The following is a 21,488-nucleotide window of genomic DNA, read 5'->3' on the forward strand; positions in this document are numbered from 1 at the left end:
TTTCTAACGCGTTCCATCATGAATGACGCAACGGAGATTTTTGTTTTCTCCCCCGGCGTGTCACGACCCTCAACCTCTACTTTAGAGTTTTGACCTGGGGTTTTACCGCGACGTGACGAGTTCCGGGTTCGAGATATTGAACTCCGTGCCCTCCAGTTGCAGCACGGTCTCAAGCGCGAGCGCCTTATTTATGTTGTCCTCCGCAGCACCCCACGTCACTTGCCGCCCGCCGGCCACGTGCAGCACGTACTCGTACGGCCCGCGCGCCTCCAAAGACTCGACCTCGCCACGGGCTTTTTCGCTTATCGACGCCGCGATCTCCACCGCGTGCCGCTTCCCCTCCTCATCACCGATTCCGGGCCCAACCAGCTCCATCGCGCCCGCCGGGGGCTCGGCGATAATGAAGTCCTTGCCTTCGACATCGATCAAGTGCGCGCCGTCATCCTCAGTGACAAACGCGACCGGCTTGTGCTCGTCCACCACGACATCGATGGCGCTCGGCCAGTCGCGCTTGACCGTCACGGAGCTCACCCACGGGTTCCCGGCGACGCGCTGCGCGGCACCCTGCACGTCCACCCGGCCCATCGGCGTCTCCGGCTCGATCCCCGTGAGGTCCTGGACCTCGCTGACGCTGAGGTTCTGGGTGCCGTCCACGTTGATCCCGTGGACCGGCATCATCGGGGTAAACGGCATGATCGCGCCCACGACGCCGATGACCACAACGGCGAGGGCCACGGAGCCAACGGCGCGACGACGCCTCCGCATGCGCTTGGCGCGCAACGCCGCGTCGTCGACCGGTGTCGGCGGCTCCTCGGCTGCCGCTTCGGCGCGCGGCGCAGCGGTCGTCTCTTGGGCACGCGCGCGTACGGGGCTGGATGACTCGCCTGGCTCGGGCTCCGGCTCGCTCTCGTCCCACTCCTCCGGGTCGAGCTCGCCCTCGTCCGCGGGGTCGACGGCTCCCTCGTCCGCGGGGTCAACGTCGCCGTCGACCTCCGGGATCTGCGGCTCCTCGCGCGAGTCGTCTGAATCTTGCGAGTCTTGCGGATCTTGGGCGTCTTGAGTGTCTTGGGGCTCCTCCGGGTCCGGGGTGCCGGAACTGCCGATCGCGGTGGACATTTAGGCCTCCGCGCCCGGCGTCGCGTTTCCCGAGAGCTCGCGGAGGATCTCCGGCGCGAGCAGCGTCACGCTGCCCGCACCCATCGTCAGCACGAGGTCGCCCGGCTTCGTCAGGGACGCCACCGTCCGCGGCGCCGCAGAGAAGTCGGGCTCCAAGCGGACCTCGGTCCCGTCTGCGATGCGGTCGGTGATGATCCGCGAGGTTACACCCTCCACGGGGGTTTCTCGGGCTCCGTAGATGTCGAGGACGACGCAGGCGTCGGCAAGCGAAAGGGCCTGGGCAAAGTCCTCGGCGAAGGCTTCGGTGCGGGAGTAGAGGTGCGGCTGGAAGCAGACGATGACGCGCGCGCCGTTACCCTCGGTGGTCACCTTGTCGCGCGCGGCGGTGAGCACCGCGTTGACCTCGGTCGGGTGGTGGGCGTAGTCATCGTAGACGCGCACGCCGTCGAAGTCGCCGCCCTCGACCTGGCCGCGGAACTCGAAGCGGCGGCGCACGCCGGAAAAGTCGGTGAGCCCCTCCCCCAGCTTCTCCGGGTCGGCGCCGGCAAGCACGCCAGCGAGCAGCGCGGCCGCGGAGTTGAGCACCATGTGGCGGCCCGGGACACTGAGCTGATAGCGCACCGTGGCGGTGTGTTCGGGCACGTTCAGCTCCACAGTCGTCGTGACGTAGGAGCCTTCCACCGTTTCCTCGGTGATCACGGCGCCGGCGGGGACGTCGGGGTGGGCCGCGACGGCCTCCGCAGTGCCGTAGCCAAGCACGTTCACGCCCCGGGCGGCGGCGCGCTCACCGCACTCGGCTGCGTGCGGGTCGTCCAGGCAGACCACGAGGTGGCCGCCGGGCTGGACGCGGTCGGCGAAGTCGTCGAAGACCTGGAAGTACGCCTCGTGGGTTTTGAAGAAGTCGAGGTGGTCGGGCTCGATGTTGGTAATCACCGCGACGTTCGGCTTGTAGCGAAGCAGCGACGCGTCCGACTCGTCCGCCTCGGCCACGAACACGTCGCCGGCTCCGTGGTGGGCGTTCGTGCCGGCGCGGTTGAGCTGACCGCCAATGGCGAAGGAGGGGTCCACCCCGGCCGCCTGCAGCGCCACCACCGCCATGGACGTGGTGGAGGTCTTGCCGTGCGTCCCGGCGAGGAGCACCTGGGTGTAGCCCTCCATGAGCTCGCCAAGGAGGTCGGAGCGGCGGATCACCGGGATTCCCTCCTCTGCGGCGCGCACCAACTCCGGGTTGTCCTTGGGGATCGCGGCGAAGCTGGTCACCACGACGGTCGGGAGCTCAGCGGAAAGCTCGAGGTTTTCGCGCGCGTGGCCGATGGCCACCTCCGCGCCCTGCAGACGCAGCGCGCGGACCGGGCGCGACTCCTTCACGTCCGAACCGGTGACCACGGAGCCGCGGTCGAGCAGGATGTGGGCCACGCCGGACATGCCGGCGCCGCCGATGCCGATGAGGTGGACGCGGGAGAGGTCGATTGGGGTCTCGGCCGGGTCGGAAGCGCCCGGGGTAGTCGTCGGCGTCATTGGAGTCTCCTTCTTATTGGGTGGATCGGCGAGGCTATTGGTGCGCGCTGCGGGCGGCGGCCTTGGTGATGCGCCGCGCGAGTTCTTCAGCCACGTTGCCAGCGCCCGAGGTTTCGAGGGCGCTGCGCATCTCTTGGTAACGGTCCGGGCTGCCCAGGATGCCCAGGACTTCTTCGGCGAGTACGTCGGGGGTGAGCGACGCGTCGTCGATACGCACTGCGGCCCCGGTGGCAACAAGGTGCGCGGAGTTGAGCCCCTGCTCGCCGTTGCCGTGCGGCAGCGGGACGTAGATCGCGGGCAGTCCTGCGGCGGAGTTTTCAGCCACGGTCATGGCGCCGGAACGGCAGACCACGAGGTCCGCGACAGCGTACGCGGCCTCCATATCGTCGATGTACGGCACGGCCGTGTAGCCATCCATGGTCGCGGGGGCGTCGTTCTTCCGGCCGTACGCGTGCAGGACCTGGAACCCAGCGCCGGTGATCCGCTCCACCGCGCCGGCAAGCGCGCGGTTAATGTTCACCGCGCCCTGGGAACCACCGGTGACCAGGACCGTCTTCGTGTTGGGGTCCAGGTCCCACATCTTGTATCCGCGCCCGGCCTTCGCCCCGTCCGGGTCGTCTCCCACGCCCGGGCGCACGGGGATCCCGACGACGTCGCCGGCCATGCCCGAGTTCGGCACGGCGTTGAGCCCAATGCCGCCGAGTCGCACGCCGAGCTTGTTCGCCATACCGGCCAGCGCGTTGGTCTCCAGGACAAAGAACGGCAGACGCAGCTGGCGCGCGGCCAGGTACGCGGGACCGGCGACGTATCCGCCGGTGCCGAAGACCACGTCCGCGCCGCTCTCCTTCATGATGTCCGCGGTTTGACGCACTGCGCGGCGCAGCTTCAGCGGGATGCCCGCCCACTTCAGCGGCTGCTTGCGGGGCATCGGCACCGGGTCAATGAGCTCGAGCTCGAATCCTCGCGCGGGCACAATGGTCGTCTCCAACCCCTTCTCCGTGCCCAGAGCGACGACGCGCGCGCCATAGGTGTCGCGCAGGACCTCGCCGACCGCGAGGGCGGGCTCGATGTGGCCCGCAGTGCCGCCGCCGGCTACCACCACATTGAGCTGGGTGTTGAGCTGGGTACCGTCTCCGTCGTGCGTTTCAGCCATTGCCGTATTTCCGCCTTTCACGTCGCTGACCGGCAGCGTTAGCCGGCCCGGCGCTCGCCCCTGCGAGCGCTGTTTCGTGGTTCATCGTAGCGCGCCTGCTCGCGGCGCCTGCTCGGGCGACCTCGTTCGTCGTCGGTGCGGCGACCGGACCCCGCCGCGCCGCGCGCCGTGACGGGTGTGCCGAAGCGCGCGTCGCGCTGGTTCGGTCGAACGACCCGCCCCGAGCGCGACCCTTCGCGCTTCCGCGATGCGGTCTTCGGGCGCGGGGTGCCTTGCGTATCGACGGGCCGTGGCTCCCCAATCAACAACAGTTGGTCAAAGAGCGGACGCCCGTAGTTCTGCATCGCGGAAACCGCATCCGGCTCGTGGCGCGCCACCGAGGCGAGCACGCCCATGGCGCCGAACGTGATCACCGCGGACGTACCACCCGCGGAGAGCATCGGCAGCTGGATGCCGGTCACGGGCAGGAGGCCGACGACGTAGCCGATGTTAATGAACGCCTGGGAGACCACAGCGGCCGCCAGCGAGGCAGCCATGAGCCGCTGCTCCTGCGTCTGCGCGCGGCGCGCGGCCCGCAGGCCGAAGTAGCCGAGCATGGCGAACAGGCAGATCACCAGCGCGCCGCCCCACAGGCCGAGCTCCTCGCCGATGACGGCGAAGATGAAGTCATTTTGCGCCTCCGGGAGGTAGAACCATTTGGCGCGGGATTGGCCGAGTCCGACACCGAAGAGGGCGCCGTCGGCAAGCGAAAGAAAGCCCTGGTGCGACTGGAACGCGATGCCGCGCGTGTCCTCGAAGTGCCCGAGGAGCGCGTCGAAGTAGACGTGGAAGCGGTTGGAACGGAAGCCGCCCGCCGCGAACTGGCTGAAGAGGAAGATCGCGCCGATGCCGGCGAAGATGCCGATCGTGCGCCACGAGATACCCGCGAAGAGCAGGATGAACGCGACGACGAGCGCGAACGAGACCGCCATACCGAAGTCTCCCTGCGCCGCGATGAGCGCCAGGCAGATGACCGAGACGACGGTGAAACGCAGCGTGCCGGTTCCGGCCTGCAGCGGGCGCGTGGCGTCCTTGTTGGCCACCTCTTGCGCGCCCCAGATTGCAATGGCGATGCGGGCGAGCTCCGAGGGCTGCAAGCGCAGCGGCCCGAGCTCGAGCCAGGACTGCGAGCCCACCGATTCCTTACCCGTGCCCAGCGGCGTAAGCACCGCGATGAGCAGGAAAACCGCCACCCCCATGAGCACGACGCTGAGCTTGTGCAAACGGGACGGCGGGATCTTCAACGCGGTCCAGAACGCGACCAGGCCGCCGATGACCATGAGGAGCTGGCGCAGTGCGATGCTCCACGGTGCCTGGTTGTTCGCCACCGACATGGCCATGGATGAGCTGAGCACCATCACGACGCCGAGGCCGGCGAGGACGAGCACCACAGTGCGGATCATGGTGTAGTCCAGCAGCGGGCGCGAGTCCATGAACTCGCCCAGGCGACGCGAGGCGTTGCCCAGCCGGGACTCCTGTCGGACCGCGGCGCTGGAACGCTCGGCGGGGCGGCGCCCGCGAGTCGCCCCGGCCGGGCGCTCCGACCTCCTGTGATTGTCTGGTTTCAGCGTCATCGAATGCGTCCTGTGGCCTTTCGTCGTCTCAACCAGCGTGGTTCGTGTTACTCGTGTTAGCAGTGTCTCATTGCTGCGGCGCGAAATTCGTCGCCACGCGCTGACATTCCGGAATACATATCCAAACTTGCAGCAGCCGGGGCTAATAACACGGAATCCCCAGGCTGCGCTACGGAAGCTGCGAACTCGACCACGTTGTCCATCGCTTCGGCCGGGTCGGTGCTCTCCGTGACAAAGACGGGCACCTGCGGGGCGAGCCGCTTCAGCGCGTCGCGGAGGATTTCGCGGTCTGCCCCCATCAGCGCCACGGCGCGGAACTGCGCGGAGTGCTCGTGGATGAGCTCGTCCACGCTCGCGCCCTTGAGCTGTCCGCCCGCGACCCACACCACGGTGCCCGCGCCTGCGAGCGCGGAGTGGGCCGCGTGCGGGTTGGTAGCCTTGGAGTTGTCCACCCAATCCACGCCCCCACCACTGTGGACGACGGCGCCGCGGTGGTCGGCCACGCGGTACGCGTCCAACCCGTCCTGGATGTGGGTGGGCGTCGCACCCTGGGTGAGCGCCACTGCCGCCGCGGCGGCGGCGTCGAGCACGCCCGCGGCCCCTGGGGGCTGGATGCGCGTGGCGGAAGCGAGGTCCACGGGATCGTCGCCCTTCCAGCGAGAGACCAGCCGGCCACCCTCCACGCCGACCTGGCCGGGCTCGGGGGCGCGCAGCGTGAAGCCGATGACGTCGTCTCGGCCGGTTGCCGCCACCAGTTTGGTCACCTCTGGGTCGTCTGCGCCGGCGACCGCACTGGGCGCGCGCAGCACTTTCGCCTTGTCGGACGCGTAGTTGGCAAAGGAGCCGTGCCAATCCAGGTGGTCGTCCGCGAGGTTGAGCAGCACGCCTGCATCGGGGACGAGCTGGGTGGACCAGTGCAGCTGGAAGCTGGAGAGCTCCGCCACCAGCACGTCCACGCGTTCCTCGGCCAGCAGCGCGTCTGCGACGGCCACGCCGATGTTGCCGCAGGCCTGCGCGCGCTTGCCGGTGTCGTTCCCGCACTGCGCCATGATTGAGGCGAGCATGCCGGTGGTGGTGGTCTTGCCGTTCGTGCCGGTGACCACCAGCCACTCGCGAGGCGCGCCGAACGCGCCCGCGCGGTCGAGCCGGAAGCACAGTTCTACGTCCCCGATGACCTCGAGGCCGGCCTGTGCGGCCTGGACGAGCAGCGGGGTGTCCGGGCGCCAGCCGGGGGATGTCACCACGGTGGCGAAGTCGGCGAAGCGCTCGGCCGCCTCCGCGGTCGTGATGACGGGAGCGCCGGTGGCATCGCGGACCGCGTCGCGGCCCGACGCGCTGTCGTCCGCGACCGTGTACTCCACCCCGAGGGCGGAAAGCATGCGGGCCGCGCCGAGACCGGAGACGCCGGCTCCGGCGACGAGCACGGGGGCGTCGATAAGCATGTGCCCCTGCGTCTGGGAGGTCATTTACGCGCTCACCCCGTTTTGCGTGAGCCACTCGCCGTAGAACAGCGCGAGGCCGAGCGCGACGGCCATGGCGGAGATGATCCAGAAGCGAACCACCACGGTGGTCTCGGCCCAACCGCCGTTTTCAAAGTGGTGGTGGAACGGCGCCATGCGGAACACGCGCTTGCCGGTCGTCTTGTACGACGCGACCTGGATGACCACGGAGCCTGCCTCCATGACAAACAGCGCGCCGACCACGATCATGAGCAGCTCCGTGCGAGAGGCCACGGAGAGCCCCGCGACCAGTCCGCCGAGCGCGAGCGATCCGGTGTCACCCATGAAGATCTTGGCCGGCGCCGCGTTCCACCACAGGAAGCCGATGCAGGCACCAAAGCCGGCGGCGGCGAGGATGGCCAGGTCGAGCGGGTCGCGGACCGCGTAGCAGCCGGGGGTTGCGGACAGCGAGCAGGAGTTGCGGAACTGCCAGAACGTGATGGCCACGTACGCGGACATCACCAGTGCGGTCGTGCCCGAGGCGAGACCGTCGAGGCCGTCGGTGAGGTTGACCGCGTTGGACCAGGCCGCGAGCAGGATGTAGATGAACACGAGGAAGACAAGCGTGCCGAGGACGCCGCCGCCGACCGCCAGGTCGATCGTTTCAATGTCTCGCACGAAGCTCAGCGCGGTTGAGCCGGGGGTCAGCCCCTCGTTGTCGGGGAACTGCAAGATGAGAATGCCAAAGGCGAGCGCGATGGCCAGCTGCGCCACCAGCTTCGCGGTCTTGTTCAGGCCCAGGTTGCGGTGCATGAACAGCTTGATGCCGTCGTCCGCAAACCCAACGAGGCCGAGCGACAGGGTCAGTCCAAGCACAATGAGGCCGCTGGCGGTGAACGCCTCGTGCCCGGTAAACAGCGCGATCAGCGAGCTGAGAATGTAGCTGACGGTAATGGCGACGAGGATCGCGATACCGCCCATCGTCGGCGTGCCGCGCTTGCGCGCGTGGGACTGCGGGCCGTCCTCGCGGATCTCCTGCCCCATGGCCCGCCGGTGGAAATACCGAATGAGCACGGGCGTCAGGAAAATGGCCACGAGGAAGCTGATAATCCCTGCGCTTAAGACTTGAACCATTGAAGTGCAACCTTGCTAGAAATTTTTACTGTTGAGTTGTTGAGCGCTGGGCGCATGATTATCGACGCCCACCCGCCACCTACGGCGACGAAGACAGATCAGCTACGAGGATAATTGCGTTGGTCGTCCCTTAAGCGATGACCCGCCAGAAGTTCCTCGGCGACCCTCCACAGCTTGACCGCGTTGGAGGCCTTCACCAGCACCACGTCGCGATCGGCGCGGTGTTCCCAGCCCGACTCGCCCGGCGGCGCGGCGGACAGCAGCCGTCGCACGGCGGCGGTGGCCTCCTGCGCATCCGCGACCTGTTGGGCCTGGATGCCTTGTTGTTGCGACCCGAGCAGCAGCGCCTCCATCGGCGCGGTATGTCCGACGGCGATGAGGTGGGTGACGTGGTAGCGCCCGAGTTCCTCGGCGAGGGCGGCGTGGGCGGCGACCGCGTCGCTGCCCAGCTCCCCCATCTCGCCGAGCACCGCGACGGAGCGCACCCCGGGGCGGGCGGCAGCGGTGTAGCCCAGCGCCGCGATGCCGGCGCGCATGGATTCTGGGTTGGCGTTGTAGGCATCATTGATCACGGTGACGCCGTCCTCGCGCGTGTTCACGTCCATGCGGTTGACCGACACGGAGCGGGCGGCGCTGAGTGCCTCGGCCACCTGGGCCGCGTCGAGCCCGGCCTGGACGCCGACCGCCGCGGCGGCCAGCGCGTTGGACACCTGGTGGGCACCGAAGACCCCGAGCGAGACGCGCTGGGGTTCCGCGTCCGGGCAGTGCAGGACGAAGGACGCGCGAGCGATGGCGTCCAGGGTGATGTCGGTGGCGTAGAAGTCGCCACCGCGCGGGCGCGTGGAAAAAGTGACGACTCGCGCGTTGGTGCGCGACGCCATGGCGGAGACAAGGTCGTCGTCCGCATTGAGAACCGCCACGCCGCCTTCTTCCGCCGACGGCAGCGCCTCCACGAGCTCGCCCTTGGCCAGGGCGATGTTCTCGCGCGATCCGAACTCGCCAATGTGGGCAGAGCCGACGTTGAGCACCACGCCGATCTGTGGCGGGGCGATCTTGGCCAGGTGGGCAATGTGCCCGATGCCGCGTGCGGACATCTCCGCGACCAAGAAGTCGGTGTCCTCGGTGCAGCGCAGCACGGTATAGGGGTGACCGATCTCATTATTAAACGACCCCGGGGGCGCTACCGTCTCTCCAGCGCGCGTGAGCAGCGTGGCCATGAGGTCCTTGGTCGACGTCTTTCCGGCGGAACCGGTCACCCCGGCGATGGTCAGGTTGTGGGTCGCGCTCAGCTCCCGCGCCACGTAGGCGGCGAGCTTGCTCATGCCCTGGACGACGCCCGCGGTGGATCCGTCCGGGTCCCCGGCAGCCAAGTCGGAGTTGTCACCTTCGCGGGGCGGGACCTTCGGCACGATGATGGCGGGGACGCCAACCTCGCGCGCGGTGAGTGCGGCGACCGCACCGTCGCGCACCGCCGCCTCGGCGAAGTCGTGGCCGTCCACCCGCGCGCCCCGGAGCGCAACGAACAGGCCGCCGGGGACTAGCTTGCGCGAGTCGAACTCCACGTTGCCGGTGACCACCGCGTCCGGGTCGGCCTCCGGGCTCAGCGTCCCGCCGGTGATCTCAGCGATTGTTGCCAGGCTCAGCGGTATCATGCGTGCTCCTTCTCGGCTCCCGCCGCGTAGCCGTGCTCGGCCAGCGCGCGGCGCATCTCTTCCCTGTCATCAAAGTGGTGGGTCGTGGTTCCCACGATCTGGCCGACCTCGTGGCCCTTGCCAACCACCACGATCGCGTCGCCGGGCTGCGCCCAGGCGACCAGCTCGTCAATGGCACCGGCGCGCGAGTCGTTCTCCCGGATCTCGGCGTCTGCTCCGGCGGCCTCCTCCGCGCCCTTGCGCACCGCCGCGCGAATCGTGGCCGGGTCTTCCGTGCGCGGGTTATCATCCGCCACCACGACAAAATCCGCGCCGCGGGCGGCCTCCGCGCCCATAATCGCGCGCTTAGACGAGTCGCGGTCGCCGCCCGCGCCAACGACAATGCCCACGCGGCCGTCAACTTGCTTGCGCAGTGTCTGCAGCACCGCGGCGATCGCGGCTGGCTTGTGCGCGTAGTCCACGACCGCGACAAAGTCCTGGCCGGCGTCGATGCGTTCCATACGGCCGGGCACCGCGGCGTTGGCGAGCCCCTGGATGAACGGCCAGGCGGCCACGCCGCAGGTGGTGGCCATCCCCACCGCCAGCGCGGCGTTGGCCACGTTGAACGCGCCCGGCATGGGCAGCCGGAACTCGTAGTCGTGTCCGTCGTGGGTCAGCGCGATGTGTTGCGCGCCGCTCTCCTCCACGGAGACCTGGTGGGCCTGCACGTCGAGGCCTTCCTGGCCGTGGGTCCCCACGGTGACGGGGTGCGCGGCGCGCTGGGCCATCCGCTCGCCCCACTCGTCATCCACGCACACCACGCTCTTCTTGGCTGCAAACGGAGATTGCGGGTCGAAGAACAACGCCTTCGCCTCGAAGTAATCCTCCATCGTCGGGTGGAAGTCGAGGTGATCCTGGCTCAGGTTGGTAAACCCGGCGACGTCGAAATCAGTGCCGCCGACTCGGCCGAGCATCAGCGCGTGCGAGGACACCTCCATCACCACGTGGGTCACACCTTCGTCCCGCATCCGCGCAAACAGCGCCTGCAGCGCCGGCGCTTCCGGGGTGGTCAGCTTCGACGGGACGTCGCGCCCCGCAATCCGCGTGCCCGTCGTGCCGATCAGCCCCACCTTGTGCCCCGCAGCGGTCAGCCCGCGCTCGAGCAAATACGTCGTTGTCGTCTTGCCGGAGGTCCCGGTCACGCCGAGCAGGAGCATGCTTTTCGACGGCCACCCGTAGACCTCTGCCGACACCTCGCCGAGCACGGCGCGGACGTCCTCGACGACCAGCACGGGCCGCTCGTCTCCGGTGGCGGCGATGATGTCCAGGCCGGCGGCGTCGGTAAGCATTGCCCCCGCCTGCGAGCCCTCGGCGAACGACGCGCCGTGGACGCGGGTGCCGGGCAGCGCCGCGAACAGCCCGCCCGGCTCGATCGCGGTGGAGTCGAGGCTGATCGAGGCGATCTGCGTGTCGTCGGCGGGCGGGTTGACCACGCGCGCCCCGGCGATCTGCGCGAGGTGCTGCAGCGTGGGTGCTTCGGTGTTCATGTGGCCTCCTTGTGTTGGCGGTTGCTGCTGGCTATTAAGTTGTGTCGTGACTGGGCGCTGGGCACTAGGCGTTGGGCACTGCACCACGCACCTTACTGCTGCTGCAGCACATACGGCTTCGCCTCCGGGCTCGGCGGGATGTTCTCGTGGTTGAGCAGCCAGGCGGCGATGTCCTTGAACACCGGCGCGGCGGACTGGCCGCCGGCGCCGCCTTCGAGGGGGCCGCGCGTCGGCTCATCAAGCATGATGGCAACAACGAAGCGCGGATCGTCGGCAGGCGCGATGCCCGCGAACGTGATCCAGTACTGACTCTGTGAGTACGCGCCCGTGTCCGGGTCGACCTTCTGCGCAGTGCCGGTCTTGCCGGAGAGCTGGTAGCCCTCGATCTCGTTGCCCTGGGCGGTACCGTTTTGTACACCGGCCGGGTCGGACTGGAAGGTGGCCCGGAACATATCCACGACGGTGCGCGCGGTTTCTTCGCTGACCACGCGGTTGGTCGCTGGTGCGGGCTGCTCGATCTGCTCGCCGTCCGGGCCGGTGATCTGCTTGATCACGCGCGGTTCGACGCGCTCGCCGCCGTTGGCCAGGGTCTGGAACACGCTGGCCATTTGCAGCGCGGACCAGCTCATTCCCTGGCCGATCGGGAGATTGGCAAAGGTGCCGCCGGACCACTGCTCCAGGACGGGGACGATGCCGGCGGACTCGTTGGGCAGCTCGATGCCCGTGGTCTTGCCCAGGCCGAAGCGCTGCAGGTAGTCCCAATAGCGCTCCTCGCCGAGGCGCTGCGCGAGCTGCAGGGTGCCCACGTTGGAGGACTTACCAAAGATGCCGGCGGTGGTGTACGGCATGACGTCGTGCTGCCAAGCGTCTGCGACCGTCACCCCGGCCATGTCGATGGAGCCCGGGACCTGGTGGACCTCCTCCGGGTTGGTCGTACCCTCCTCGATCGAGGCAGCAGCGGTGATGATCTTGGCCACCGAGCCCGGCTCGAACGGGTGCGAGACCGCGTTGTTTTCAAAGTCGCGGCCCTCCTTGAGCTGCTTGTTCAAGTCGCCGTTCGGGTCGATCGTGTCGGTGTTGGCCATCGCCAGGACCTCGCCGGTGTGGGCGTCGAGCACGACCGCCTGCGCGTCCTTTGCCTCGGAGTTGCGCTTCGCCTGCTCGAGGGTCTGCTGCACGTAGGTCTGCAGGTCCAGATCCACGGTGAGCTCGACGCGTGCGCCGTCGACGGCGGGGACGACGTCTCGCAACGTGCCCGGGATCGCGGTGCCGCCGGCGGCGACATCCTCCGTGGAGCGGCCATTGATGCCGGTCAGCGCGGCATCGCTCGATGCCTCGAGGCCGAACTGACCCTGGCCGTCCATGGAGACCTTGCCAATAATGTTCTCGCCGATCGCGCCGTTCGGGTATTGGCGGATGTCCTGGTTGTCCGCGGCAAGGCCGTGGAACGTGCGGGCCAGCGCGCCGGCAACGTCTGGGTCGACGTTGCGGACGAGCACTTCGTAGTTGGAGTCCGAGTGCAGCTTGTCCAGGATGTCCTTCGGCTTGACCGAACTTTCTTGGGCATCCGGCCCCGCGTTTTCGGCAGCATTCTGGTTCCCCGCCTTTGCGCTGGGCTTCGCGCCGCTGGACTTGGGCAGCTCGAGGCCGTCCAGGTCGCTCAGCACGTCGAGCGAGTCCTCTCCCTCCTCCGGCTCGCGGAGCACGACGCGGTGCTCAATGGCCAGCGGGATCGAGTTCGCCATCTGGCGCAGGCGGTCCTCGACGCGAGCGTCGAGCTGCTGCTCGATGTCGGATTCGGAGACGTCGTCCTGGCGCATCTTGTACGTCTCCAACTCCGCCAGCTCCTGGCGCAGCACGACCGGGGACACCGTCAGGGAGCGCGCCTGCATGGTGTAAGCGAGTTGGTTGCCCTCGCGATCAACGACGTCACCGCGGCGGGCCGGGTCGACGTAGACGCGGGCGCGCTGTGTCTGCGCCTGCTCGCGCAGCTCCGGGCCCCACATGAGCTGAACCCACGCGAGACGAGCGACCAGCACGGCCGCGACGATAAGGAATACGGCCACCACGAAACTGACGCGGGCGTTGGTCAGCTTGCGCTGATCCATCGCGCTCCGCGGCAGCTTCACGCTTCCCCCTCCCCGGCGCTTGCCGGGGCCCTTTCGCTGAGGCTGTCGAGCAGCTGAGCCACGTGGCCGTCGCGACCCCGATTCCACCACGTGTCCTCCTTGTGTTTGCAGAGCCCTCCTGGCTCTCCGGCGTTGTTACCGATGAGCTGGCCGGTGCAGGTACCTCATCTTAGAAGTTTGATGCGACGTTTGGTTGGTACGGCGCGACGTTATCAATCTGCGCGTGGGCCGGGGGCGCCGACTGTCCTGCCTGCCCCTGCTGTGCCGGTGCCGCCGACGGGCGCTGGCCGACGTTACGGCTGCCACCCGGGGTTGCGGTGAGCGCGTCGCTGATCTCTGCGGTGGCCTTCTTGTCACTGGAAGCGCGGCCAGCGGGTGCGTTCTCGCTGTTGACGTCGATGACCTTCGCGTTCTTCTCCGGGTCGAACTCGCGGCGGGTGTTGGCCTTGCCGTCCGCCGCGACGTCGACAATGCCCGGCTCTGAGGCGACGAGCATGCCCTGATCCGCCGCGTTTTGCGCCAGCTCCGCGGAGGAGCGACGCTGCTCGAGGTCGCGGTTCAGGGTTTCCACCGAGCTCTTCAGATCGCGCTCCTGCGACTGCAGCTTCTCAATGACAAAGGACTGACTGGTGGCCAGGCCGGACAGCACCATCGCGATGATGACGCCGACGATGAGCAGCGGCAGCCCCACCGAAGACACGACAGAGAAGCGGCGCTTCGCTGCGTCGGCCGGCGCCGCGACGCGGCGGCCGCGCACTGTGACCACCTGCTGCGAGCCGAGGCGGCCGCGCGACTTGGTGTGCGGCACGTGCGGCTTGACCGGGTGCCCGGTACGGGTGGGGCGCTTCGTGGTCGTGCGCGCTGCGGAGCGCCCGCTCGGCTTCACGCGCGATCCCGCTCGTCCTCGCGCGACGGATTCGCCGGCGCGGCTTGGTCGTTCAAGCGTGTCGGTCGATCCTGTTGCGGTGAAGTCTCGTGCTCCCATGTTCTGATTCCTTTTCGGCCTTGTCCAGTCGAGTCAGCTACTGGTTGGGAAGTTGTTGGGTGGGAAGTTGGTGTGCGGGGCGTTGCAGTGACGGTTCCTGCGGTGCTGAATCGTTCGGTGCGGAGACAGGTGCGGCGTTGTCCGCACACAGTCTCTCTATTCCTCGCACTCGAACGGGAGCGGCGCGCGGGTTACGCTCGATTTCTTCTTTGGAAGCCTTCTCCGCACCGTGGGTAATCGGTGCGAACTCCGCGGCGGTGCCAGGCAAATCCATCGGCAGCCCGGGCGGGGTTTTCGAAGTGGTCAAATCACGGAACGCAGCTTTGATGATCTTGTCCTCGTGGGACTGGTAGCTCATAAACACCACGCGTCCGCCAGGCGCGAGCAGGTCCGTGACCACGGGGATCACGCCGCGGATCGCGTCCAGCTCTCCGTTGACCTCGACGCGAAGTGCCTGGAAGGTGCGCTTTGCCGGGTGGCCACCTGTGCGGCGGGTCGCCGCCGGAATCGTGTTGTACAGCAACTCCACCAGTCGGGCGCTGGTGGTGAACGGCTCCCGCTCACGCTCCTTAAGCACCGCGGACGCGATCTTGCCCGCGAAGCGCTCGTCCCCGTAGGTCTTGAGCACCCGCGCCAGGTCACCGTGGCTGTACGTGTTCAGCACGTCAGCGGCAGTAATACCGTGCGAGGGGTCCATCCGCATATCCAGCGGCGCGTCCACGCGGTACGCAAACCCGCGCTCCTCCTGGTCCAGCTGCATCGATGACACGCCCAGGTCAAAGAGGGCACCGGCCACGCCGACCTCACGGACGAGGTCGAAGGCGGGGCCGACAGCGCCAGCGATTGCCGCACCCATGTCGTCGAAGCGCGCCTGCACGGGGGCGAAGCGATCACCGAACGGGGCGAGCCGCTCCGACGCCTGCGCCAGCGCGTTCGGGTCACGGTCCACGCCGATCACGTGCGCATCAGGGAACGTGCGGAGGAAATGTTCGGTGTGTCCGCCGGCGCCGAGTGTGGCGTCGATAAGCACTGCCTTCGCACCAAGCTTCTCGACGCCCGGCGCCAGCAGTTCGGCCATACGATCGCGCATCACCGGCACATGCCCGTGATTAGCCGCGACGGAGTAATCCATCGCCGAAAGGTTGTCATTCATCCGAGGATCCTCCCTCCGTCTCGCTTGTCGCTTTCGTATCGCCCAAATCCCACGAATGGGGAGCGCATAGAGCCCTGCCCGGGGCGGCAGTTCTGATGTCGGGGAAGTACACCAGAACGCTTCACGCCCCGGACAGAGTCCGTACACGCTCTCCGTCAGTAGTCACACGCCCACTGCCGGGTAGTCAGCCCTACAGCAGACCGGAGAGAATGTCGTCATCGTCCGCCGCCGAGAAGGCAGCTTCAGTCTCTTCTTGGTACTGAGCCCAAGACTCAGCGTCCCAAATCTCGAGAAAATCCACCGAGCCGATGACCACGCACTCCTTCGTCAGGGAGGCGTATTCCCGGTGCGCCGACGACAACGTGATGCGACCGGAACCGTCGAGCGTCTGCTCATCCGCGCTGGCAGCCAGGTTACGAATGAACGCGCGCGCCTTCGGGTTCGTCCGGGACGCCGCCGCAGCCTTTCTGGCCCTGGCGGTGAACTCCTCCCGCGGATACACCGCGAGCGAATGATCCTGCCCCTTGGTCACCATCAACCCGTCCGCGAGCCCCTCTCGGAACTTCGCAGGCAGCGTCAGGCGCCCCTTGTCGTCCAGCTTGGGAGTGTAGGTTCCCAGAAACATCCGGCGACCCACCTCTCCTTCACCTTCGGAATCGGCTCTGAAATTTTCTCTGCGCCAATTCGTGCCGCACACGTAGTCAAGATGCACGCCACGCCTTCACGCATGGCCCACTTTAACCCACTTTCCCCCACTGACGCCACACCACACGGGAAAATTCTTTTCACGTCGCGCATTTCTCCTGTACAACGGGCACGTTTAGCGGTGGGGCGCGGTCCCCTTCCCGTTGGGACTCGGCGCCACATGGGTCGCTTGTCGACGCCCCTACCCCACCATCACCACACGCCCCTCCAGTCCCTCCACGCGCCCGAAGTGCAAAAGCCCAGGAAAATCGCTGAGCCGGGGTGCGCGCAGCCGCCGCGAATGGCGTCTGTAGTGGGGACAAGTGGCGGAGTGGGAGAAAGTGGGGCGTCCCGGTGGGGCGAAGTGGGTGGCCCCCAGCGCGTAGCCGGGGACGCTTGGCCCGTTTGACGAGATCACCATGACGAAGATGCGAGGATTTCCTACGACTTCGTCACGGTGATCTCGTCACCTGGGTGTCGATAGCGTTGTCAGAGCGGATGACGCGTCCTGACTCATGGACGCCCGGAGCCGGAAAGAGCCTGAGCACCCGAAGTGAGTGTGGGCATGAAAAAACGCACCCCAGAACGGGATGCGCTGAGCCAATCTGCGGGGCAACAACTTCCCCGGGCAGTACCTACCGGCGGTCTACTGCCGATCCTCGAAACGGCGGCGGAAACTCTCCTCCATCGACGCGCCACGGCGCGACTGCGGCGCCGCGTTCGCCTGCTGCGGACGGAGGTGCGGGGACGGGGTTGCGGGCGTACGCAACGCCATGACACCACCGAACATCATCACGCCGAAGCCCACGATACTGATGAGCACCATCCACACACTGACGGTTGCGAGCGCGACACCGCCGAGCAGGAGCACAAGACCCAAGACCATCAGCGCGACGCTACGGAGGGTGATCTTGCCGGACGGCTGACGGCCTGCGTAGTCAGCGTCTTGCGCGACCGAGCTCCCGAACTGCGGGTCCTCAGCGAGAAGCGACTGCTCGATCTCTCGGAGGGCGCGCTGTTCCTGTTCAGAAAGAGACAATGGCTTCACTCCCCAGCTATACGGCGTGTTGACCGCACTCAATCGGTGGTTGAATCGCCTCGGCGGCGAATCATCTTATGGGTACAACGGTCATCCTACTCAGATTGTTCCCGCCGGAGAATCGGTTCAGCGAACTGTACTGATTTGCCATTCGCCCACAGCGCACCCCGCCTCCATGCCGCCGTACTAGGCCACCAGTGGAGGTTCCGCGCCAAACTCCGGCAGGGACGCCAGATAGAACTGCTCCGCCTCGTCCAGCAGGGCCGTCACCTTGTCCATCGCTGGGCGCTGCTGGATGCCAGAGGCAACGCGGCCACGCAGCGCCGAGTAACCACGAAACGTCGCCGCCCACCGCTTGCCGTCCGGACCGGTGAGCGCCAGCTTGTCCCACGCGCTACTCGGCAGCCGCTTTCGCCGGCGTATCTCCGGCGCGGTGGCGCACACCGCTCCCGCAGTACGCAGCGCAGCCAGGTACGCCTGCTCAAGAGCGAGCGCCTCATCCCCCGCCTCAAGCTCCTCGTGGGCCTGCGCCAAGAAGGCGTCCGCGGCGGCAAGGAAGCGGTCACGCTTGGCGGTGGAGGACGCGGAGCGGGTAGTTGCGGAAATCACGCTGGCAGTAGTGGTGTTCATCGGGCTGTCCTTCCTATTGGGATGTCGTTGGTGTTGACCTTAAGGTGCGGGGCGAACACGGTGGCGTCGATAATCGCTCAACCGTTCGAAGTTGTGGCTTTTTCCACGGCGCGAGTACCGGCATGGTTCGATGGAGACGTGACCGTAGACATTCGCCCCCTGAGCAACGCTGAATTCGCGTACCTTGCACCGCAGCTCGTGGACATTTACCTCGACGCGATGGAGTACCCGCGCTCGATCCGCCCCGAGCGGATCCGCGTTTGGCGCGGCGAAGTCACCACCCCCGGGTTCGTTGCCTTCGCCGCCGTCAGCGGCGAGCACGTCCTCGGCGTGGCCTACGGATTCCTGGGCAGCCGCGAGCGCTGGTGGGACCGACAGCTCGTCCGCGCGATGCGAGAAAACGGCGGGCCCACCGACCACGACCGCGCGATCCTGCGCAACTACTTCGAGGTTGCGGAGGTCCACGTCTCCCCCAGCGCCCAGGGGCAAGGCATCGGCGCGCACCTCCTGCGCGCGCTCCTCCAGGCGACACCTGCGCCCCACGCGCTGCTGTCCACCCCGGAGGTCGAGCAGGAGGCCAACGCCGCCTTCCGGCTCTACCGCAGGTTCGGGTTCACCGACGTTGCCCGCGGCTTCTACTACTCGGGGGACCCGCGCCCGTTCGCAATCTTGGGACGCACCCTGCCGCTGCCGTCCGACGGGTAGGTAATCTTGCGGTAGCACGACGCCCCCACACTCATGAGATATAAGGAGTCCACACCGTGGCCGATAGGAGCACCCCGCTAGACCAGATCCCCGCGGCCGTGGAAGCACAACTCCGCCAATTCTTTGACCAGCAGCGCGAACCGGTCGCCCGCATCGGCGAGCCCGTCACCAACGCGGTAGCCCACCTGGAGCGATTCGTCCTGGGCGGCGGAAAGCGCATCCGTCCGCTCTACGGTTGGGCCGGCTTCGTTGGCGGCGGCGGGCTGGAGCGCGGCGGCTCGGCATCCGCCGAGGACCCGGAGGCAGTCCTGCGCGCCGTCAGCGCGCTCGAGTTCATCCAGGCCTGTGCCCTCGTCCACGACGACATCATTGATGCCTCCGACACCCGGCGTGGCAACCCGACCGTCCACCGCGCCGTGGAGGCCGAACACCTCGCGGCCGGCAGGCGCGGCGACGCCGCCACCTTCGGCGAACACGCCGCCATTCTCATCGGAGACCTCGCCCTGGTGTGGGCCGAGGACATGTGGCGCTACTCCGGCCTGAGCGACGCCGCCCTCGAGCGCGCCGCGGCGCCGTGGCGAGGGATGCGCACCGAGGTCATCGGCGGCCAGCTGCTCGACATCATGCTCGAGGCGCAGGGCAGCGAGTCCATCGAACTTGCGGATCGCGTCAACCGGTTCAAGACCGCCGCGTACACCATCGAACGCCCGCTGCACCTCGGCGCAGCGATCGCGGGCGCGCCTGCGGATACCATCGAAGCCTTCCGCGGCTACGGCCACGACATCGGCATCGCCTACCAGCTCCGCGACGACGTCCTCGGCGTCTTCGGGGACTCCGCCGTCACCGGCAAGCCGGCCGGCGACGACCTCCGCGAGGGCAAGCGCACCGTCCTCTTCGCCACCGCGCTCCAGCTGCTCGACGAGTCCGACCCGTCCGCCGCGACCGAGCTACGCGCCGGCATCGGTACCGCCACCGCGCCTGAGGAGCTGGCCCGGCTGGCGGAGCTGATTGCGGAAAGTGGGGCGCTGGAGGGCGTCGAAAAGCGAATTGACGCCCTCACGACCTCGGGGCTCGCGCACCTGGAGACCGCCAACATCGACGACACCGTGGCCGACACCCTGCGGCAACTGGCCATCAAGTCCACGGAACGGCGTGCCTGATGCAGCGCACGCTCTGGCTTGGCGTCGCCGCCAGCGTGTGCATCGCGCTTGGCTCCTACGGCGCGGGCGCAACGCGCAACCGCAGCGGGCTGATGCGGGAACTCGGCCTCGACGCGCTGACCTACGGCCACGGCCGCGGACTCATGGACGGCCTGCTCACCGTGGGCATCCTGGGTCTTGTCGTGGCCTGGCTGCTGCTCGGCCGCGCCCGCCCCGGCCTACGCGCGACGCGACTGGCCACCTGCGCCTGGACCGCACCGCTCGTGCTCAGCGGGCCGGTGCTGTCGCGCGACGTCTACTCCTACCTCATGCAGGGGGCAATGCTTCGCGACGGCTACGACCCCTACACCGAGGGCGCAGCCGTCAACCCGGGGCCGTACCTCTGGGAGGTCAGCCACGACTGGCGCAACACCACCACCCCGTACGGCCCGTTACACCTCGGGCTGGGCAAGGCGATTACCTCGGTGGTCGGCGACGACGTCACCGCCGGGGTGGTGGCGTACAAGCTCATCTCGCTCGCCGGCTTCGCCCTCATCGTGTGGGCGGTACCGCGGATCGCCCGCGAGCTCGGCGGCGACCCGGAGTTCGCCCTCTGGATCGGCGCCACAAACCCGGTCATGCTGCTCCACCTCGTCGGCGGCATGCACAACGAATCCGTCATGGTCGGCCTCGTCTCCGCCGGTCTGCTCGCGTGCATCGCGCCGCAGTGCCGCCGTTTTGCCTGGTCCACCGCAGGCATCGCGCTCATCGCGCTCGCCGTGTCCCTGAAGGCCACCGCGGCGATCGCGCTCCCCTTCGTCGTCTGGATCCTGCTCGCGCGCGACAACGGCGGCGCGCACGCCAGCTGGCCGCGCCGCGTGGGCGTGTTCATCGGCAGCGGTGCGTGGACCGTCGCCGTCACGGCCGCGGTGGTCAACCTCGTCACCGTGCTTTCCGGATCGTCGTGGGGCTGGGTCGAGGAGATCTCCGGAAACTCCAAGGTGGTCAACCCGCTGGCCGGGCCGACGCTGCTCGCCGAGCTCATCACGCCGATCGCGCAGCTGATCAACGAGGACTTCCACTACAACAGCGCCCTCGCCGCCACCCGCGCGGCCAGCGGGATCCTCATGCTCGCCGGGCTCGTCGTCGTGTGGTGGTTCTTCCGCCTCAAAGACAGGGCGCTTGCCAGCTCCACCGCCGTCGCCGGCACCACCGCCGCCTACGCCGTCGCCTTTGTCGCCAACTCGGTGACGCTGCCCTGGTATTACGCGTCGCTTATCTCACTGGTGGGCACGTTCCGTGCCCCGGCGTGGGTCGAGCGGGTCGCGGTGGGCGGCTCCGTCGTCATCGCGCTCGCGTTCACGGGCAGCGGCAACCACCGCTTCTACGACCCGTGGTTCCTCGTGCTCGCGCCGTTCGCGGCGCTTCTGTCGGTCGTGTTGGTGTGGCCGCGCGGTGGCGTCGATAAGCAGGTCGGCGCTAGAACGCCATCGCCTGCGCGCGCCTGATTACCTCGCGCGCGCCGTGGCCGTGCAGGGCGTCGATCGGACGGCCCGGGAGCGAATCGTCCGGGGTAAACAGGTATGCGAGGATCTCTTCCTCGGTAAATCCGCCGTCGTAGAGCACCGTGATCGCGCCGGTGATGAACTTGCTCATCTCACCGTCGCTGAACAGCACGGCCGGGATGTACTTCTTGCCGTCCTTGCGGTAGACCACGAGCTTCTTGCCGTTCACGTAGTCGTGCACCTTGGTCACGGGGATGCCGAGCATCTCCGCAACATCAGGCATGGTGAGCAGTTCTTCGCCAGCGAGAAGATCATCAAGAGTATTCACGGAACCGTAGTTTAGCGCCGAGCGACGGGTGTGCACCATA

The 21,488-nt window shown here is 67.7% G+C and carries 18 protein-coding genes; 3 read left to right on the forward strand and 15 right to left on the reverse strand.

Annotated features, from left to right (window positions below):
- Positions 1-102: 102 nt before the first annotated feature.
- From EAW56_RS05135 to EAW56_RS05200, 14 genes are all read right to left on the reverse strand, one after another.
- Positions 103-1,116: a cell division protein FtsQ/DivIB gene (locus EAW56_RS05135; protein WP_122085476.1), complete on the reverse strand. Its 1,014-nt coding sequence runs from the start codon at positions 1,114-1,116 to the stop codon at positions 103-105.
- Positions 1,117-2,634 carry a UDP-N-acetylmuramate--L-alanine ligase gene (murC, locus tag EAW56_RS05140; protein ID WP_122085478.1) on the reverse strand — a complete coding sequence of 506 codons (1,518 nt, stop codon included), beginning with the start codon at positions 2,632-2,634 and terminating at the stop codon, positions 1,117-1,119. It abuts the gene before it with no gap.
- A 34-nt stretch (positions 2,635-2,668) separates the two neighbouring features.
- Complete coding sequence (locus EAW56_RS05145) at positions 2,669-3,787, reverse strand: UDP-N-acetylglucosamine--N-acetylmuramyl-(pentapeptide) pyrophosphoryl-undecaprenol N-acetylglucosamine transferase (protein ID WP_122085480.1); 1,119 nt, start codon at positions 3,785-3,787, stop codon at positions 2,669-2,671.
- A 38-nt stretch (positions 3,788-3,825) separates the two neighbouring features.
- Complete coding sequence (locus EAW56_RS05150) at positions 3,826-5,400, reverse strand: FtsW/RodA/SpoVE family cell cycle protein (protein ID WP_208636488.1); 1,575 nt, start codon at positions 5,398-5,400, stop codon at positions 3,826-3,828.
- Between the two features lie 56 nt (positions 5,401-5,456).
- Entirely contained in the window at positions 5,457-6,866 is a 1,410-nt protein-coding gene (gene murD, locus EAW56_RS05155) for a UDP-N-acetylmuramoyl-L-alanine--D-glutamate ligase (protein ID WP_122085482.1), read from the reverse strand.
- A complete protein-coding gene (mraY, locus tag EAW56_RS05160) occupies positions 6,867-7,973 on the reverse strand; it encodes a phospho-N-acetylmuramoyl-pentapeptide-transferase (protein WP_122085484.1) in 1,107 nt (368 codons plus the stop codon).
- A 98-nt stretch (positions 7,974-8,071) separates the two neighbouring features.
- Positions 8,072-9,625 (reverse strand): UDP-N-acetylmuramoyl-tripeptide--D-alanyl-D-alanine ligase, encoded by a 1,554-nt coding sequence (locus EAW56_RS05165; RefSeq protein ID WP_122085485.1) that lies wholly within the window; start codon positions 9,623-9,625, stop codon positions 8,072-8,074.
- A complete protein-coding gene (locus tag EAW56_RS05170; RefSeq protein ID WP_122085487.1) occupies positions 9,622-11,151 on the reverse strand; it encodes a UDP-N-acetylmuramoyl-L-alanyl-D-glutamate--2,6-diaminopimelate ligase in 1,530 nt (509 codons plus the stop codon). Before EAW56_RS05170 ends, EAW56_RS05165 begins: the two co-directional genes overlap by 4 nt.
- 92 nt (positions 11,152-11,243) lie before the next feature.
- Positions 11,244-13,157: a peptidoglycan D,D-transpeptidase FtsI family protein gene (locus tag EAW56_RS05175; protein WP_369825032.1), complete on the reverse strand. Its 1,914-nt coding sequence runs from the start codon at positions 13,155-13,157 to the stop codon at positions 11,244-11,246.
- A gap of 292 nt (positions 13,158-13,449) precedes the next feature.
- The gene (gene ftsL, locus EAW56_RS05180; protein WP_208636489.1) at positions 13,450-14,265 is read right to left on the reverse strand and encodes a cell division protein FtsL; all 816 of its coding nucleotides are present in this window, start codon (positions 14,263-14,265) and stop codon (positions 13,450-13,452) included.
- Positions 14,266-14,302: 37 nt separating this feature from the next.
- A complete protein-coding gene (gene rsmH, locus EAW56_RS05185; RefSeq protein WP_122085590.1) occupies positions 14,303-15,397 on the reverse strand; it encodes a 16S rRNA (cytosine(1402)-N(4))-methyltransferase RsmH in 1,095 nt (364 codons plus the stop codon).
- A gap of 211 nt (positions 15,398-15,608) precedes the next feature.
- Positions 15,609-16,043 (reverse strand): division/cell wall cluster transcriptional repressor MraZ, encoded by a 435-nt coding sequence (gene mraZ, locus EAW56_RS05190; RefSeq protein ID WP_122085489.1) that lies wholly within the window; start codon positions 16,041-16,043, stop codon positions 15,609-15,611.
- 705 nt (positions 16,044-16,748) lie between these two features.
- Positions 16,749-17,141, reverse strand: coding sequence for a DUF3040 domain-containing protein (locus EAW56_RS05195; RefSeq protein WP_095534976.1), 393 nt, complete (start codon positions 17,139-17,141; stop codon positions 16,749-16,751).
- A 186-nt stretch (positions 17,142-17,327) separates the two neighbouring features.
- Positions 17,328-17,771 (reverse strand): SAV_6107 family HEPN domain-containing protein, encoded by a 444-nt coding sequence (locus tag EAW56_RS05200; RefSeq protein ID WP_122085491.1) that lies wholly within the window; start codon positions 17,769-17,771, stop codon positions 17,328-17,330.
- A 138-nt stretch (positions 17,772-17,909) separates the two neighbouring features.
- Between EAW56_RS05200 and EAW56_RS05205 the strand changes: the two genes are divergently transcribed.
- Genes EAW56_RS05205 through EAW56_RS05215 form a run of 3 tightly spaced genes read left to right on the forward strand, consistent with a single transcriptional unit; the run spans position 17,910 to position 21,123 of the window.
- On the forward strand, positions 17,910-18,476 hold the full coding sequence (locus tag EAW56_RS05205) for a GNAT family N-acetyltransferase (protein WP_122085493.1): 567 nt from the start codon (positions 17,910-17,912) through the stop codon (positions 18,474-18,476).
- 56 nt (positions 18,477-18,532) lie between these two features.
- A complete protein-coding gene (locus EAW56_RS05210; RefSeq protein ID WP_122085494.1) occupies positions 18,533-19,636 on the forward strand; it encodes a polyprenyl synthetase family protein in 1,104 nt (367 codons plus the stop codon).
- A complete protein-coding gene (locus EAW56_RS05215) occupies positions 19,636-21,123 on the forward strand; it encodes an alpha-(1->6)-mannopyranosyltransferase A (RefSeq protein WP_122085496.1) in 1,488 nt (495 codons plus the stop codon). Before EAW56_RS05210 ends, EAW56_RS05215 begins: the two co-directional genes overlap by 1 nt.
- Here the strand turns inward: EAW56_RS05215 and EAW56_RS05220 are convergent.
- Positions 21,095-21,487: an Rv2175c family DNA-binding protein gene (locus tag EAW56_RS05220; RefSeq protein WP_095538123.1), complete on the reverse strand. Its 393-nt coding sequence runs from the start codon at positions 21,485-21,487 to the stop codon at positions 21,095-21,097. The genes EAW56_RS05215 and EAW56_RS05220 overlap by 29 nt on opposite strands.
- Position 21,488 lies beyond the last annotated feature (1 nt).

This window comes from Corynebacterium gottingense, from assembly GCF_003693265.1.
Taxonomy (GTDB): domain Bacteria; phylum Actinomycetota; class Actinomycetes; order Mycobacteriales; family Mycobacteriaceae; genus Corynebacterium; species Corynebacterium gottingense.

Bases quoted from the DNA above. Each gene is read 5' to 3' on its own strand.
- EAW56_RS05135 (WP_122085476.1), bottom strand. From the start codon at position 1,116: ATGTCCACCGCGATCGGCAGTTCCGGCACCCCGGACCCGGAGGAGCCC.
- murC (WP_122085478.1), bottom strand. From the start codon at position 2,634: ATGACGCCGACGACTACCCCGGGCGCTTCCGACCCGGCCGAGACCCCA.
- EAW56_RS05145 (WP_122085480.1), bottom strand. From the start codon at position 3,787: ATGGCTGAAACGCACGACGGAGACGGTACCCAGCTCAACACCCAGCTC.
- EAW56_RS05150 (WP_208636488.1), bottom strand. From the start codon at position 5,400: ATGACGCTGAAACCAGACAATCACAGGAGGTCGGAGCGCCCGGCCGGG.
- murD (WP_122085482.1), bottom strand. From the start codon at position 6,866: ATGACCTCCCAGACGCAGGGGCACATGCTTATCGACGCCCCCGTGCTC.
- mraY (WP_122085484.1), bottom strand. From the start codon at position 7,973: ATGGTTCAAGTCTTAAGCGCAGGGATTATCAGCTTCCTCGTGGCCATT.
- EAW56_RS05165 (WP_122085485.1), bottom strand. From the start codon at position 9,625: ATGATACCGCTGAGCCTGGCAACAATCGCTGAGATCACCGGCGGGACG.
- EAW56_RS05170 (WP_122085487.1), bottom strand. From the start codon at position 11,151: ATGAACACCGAAGCACCCACGCTGCAGCACCTCGCGCAGATCGCCGGG.
- EAW56_RS05175 (WP_369825032.1), bottom strand. From the start codon at position 13,157: ATGTGGGGCCCGGAGCTGCGCGAGCAGGCGCAGACACAGCGCGCCCGC.
- ftsL (WP_208636489.1), bottom strand. From the start codon at position 14,265: ATGGGAGCACGAGACTTCACCGCAACAGGATCGACCGACACGCTTGAA.
- rsmH (WP_122085590.1), bottom strand. From the start codon at position 15,397: ATGGATTACTCCGTCGCGGCTAATCACGGGCATGTGCCGGTGATGCGC.
- mraZ (WP_122085489.1), bottom strand. From the start codon at position 16,043: ATGTTTCTGGGAACCTACACTCCCAAGCTGGACGACAAGGGGCGCCTG.
- EAW56_RS05200 (WP_122085491.1), bottom strand. From the start codon at position 17,771: ATGAACACCACTACTGCCAGCGTGATTTCCGCAACTACCCGCTCCGCG.
- EAW56_RS05215 (WP_122085496.1), top strand. From the start codon at position 19,636: ATGCAGCGCACGCTCTGGCTTGGCGTCGCCGCCAGCGTGTGCATCGCG.
- EAW56_RS05220 (WP_095538123.1), bottom strand. From the start codon at position 21,487: ATGGTGCACACCCGTCGCTCGGCGCTAAACTACGGTTCCGTGAATACT.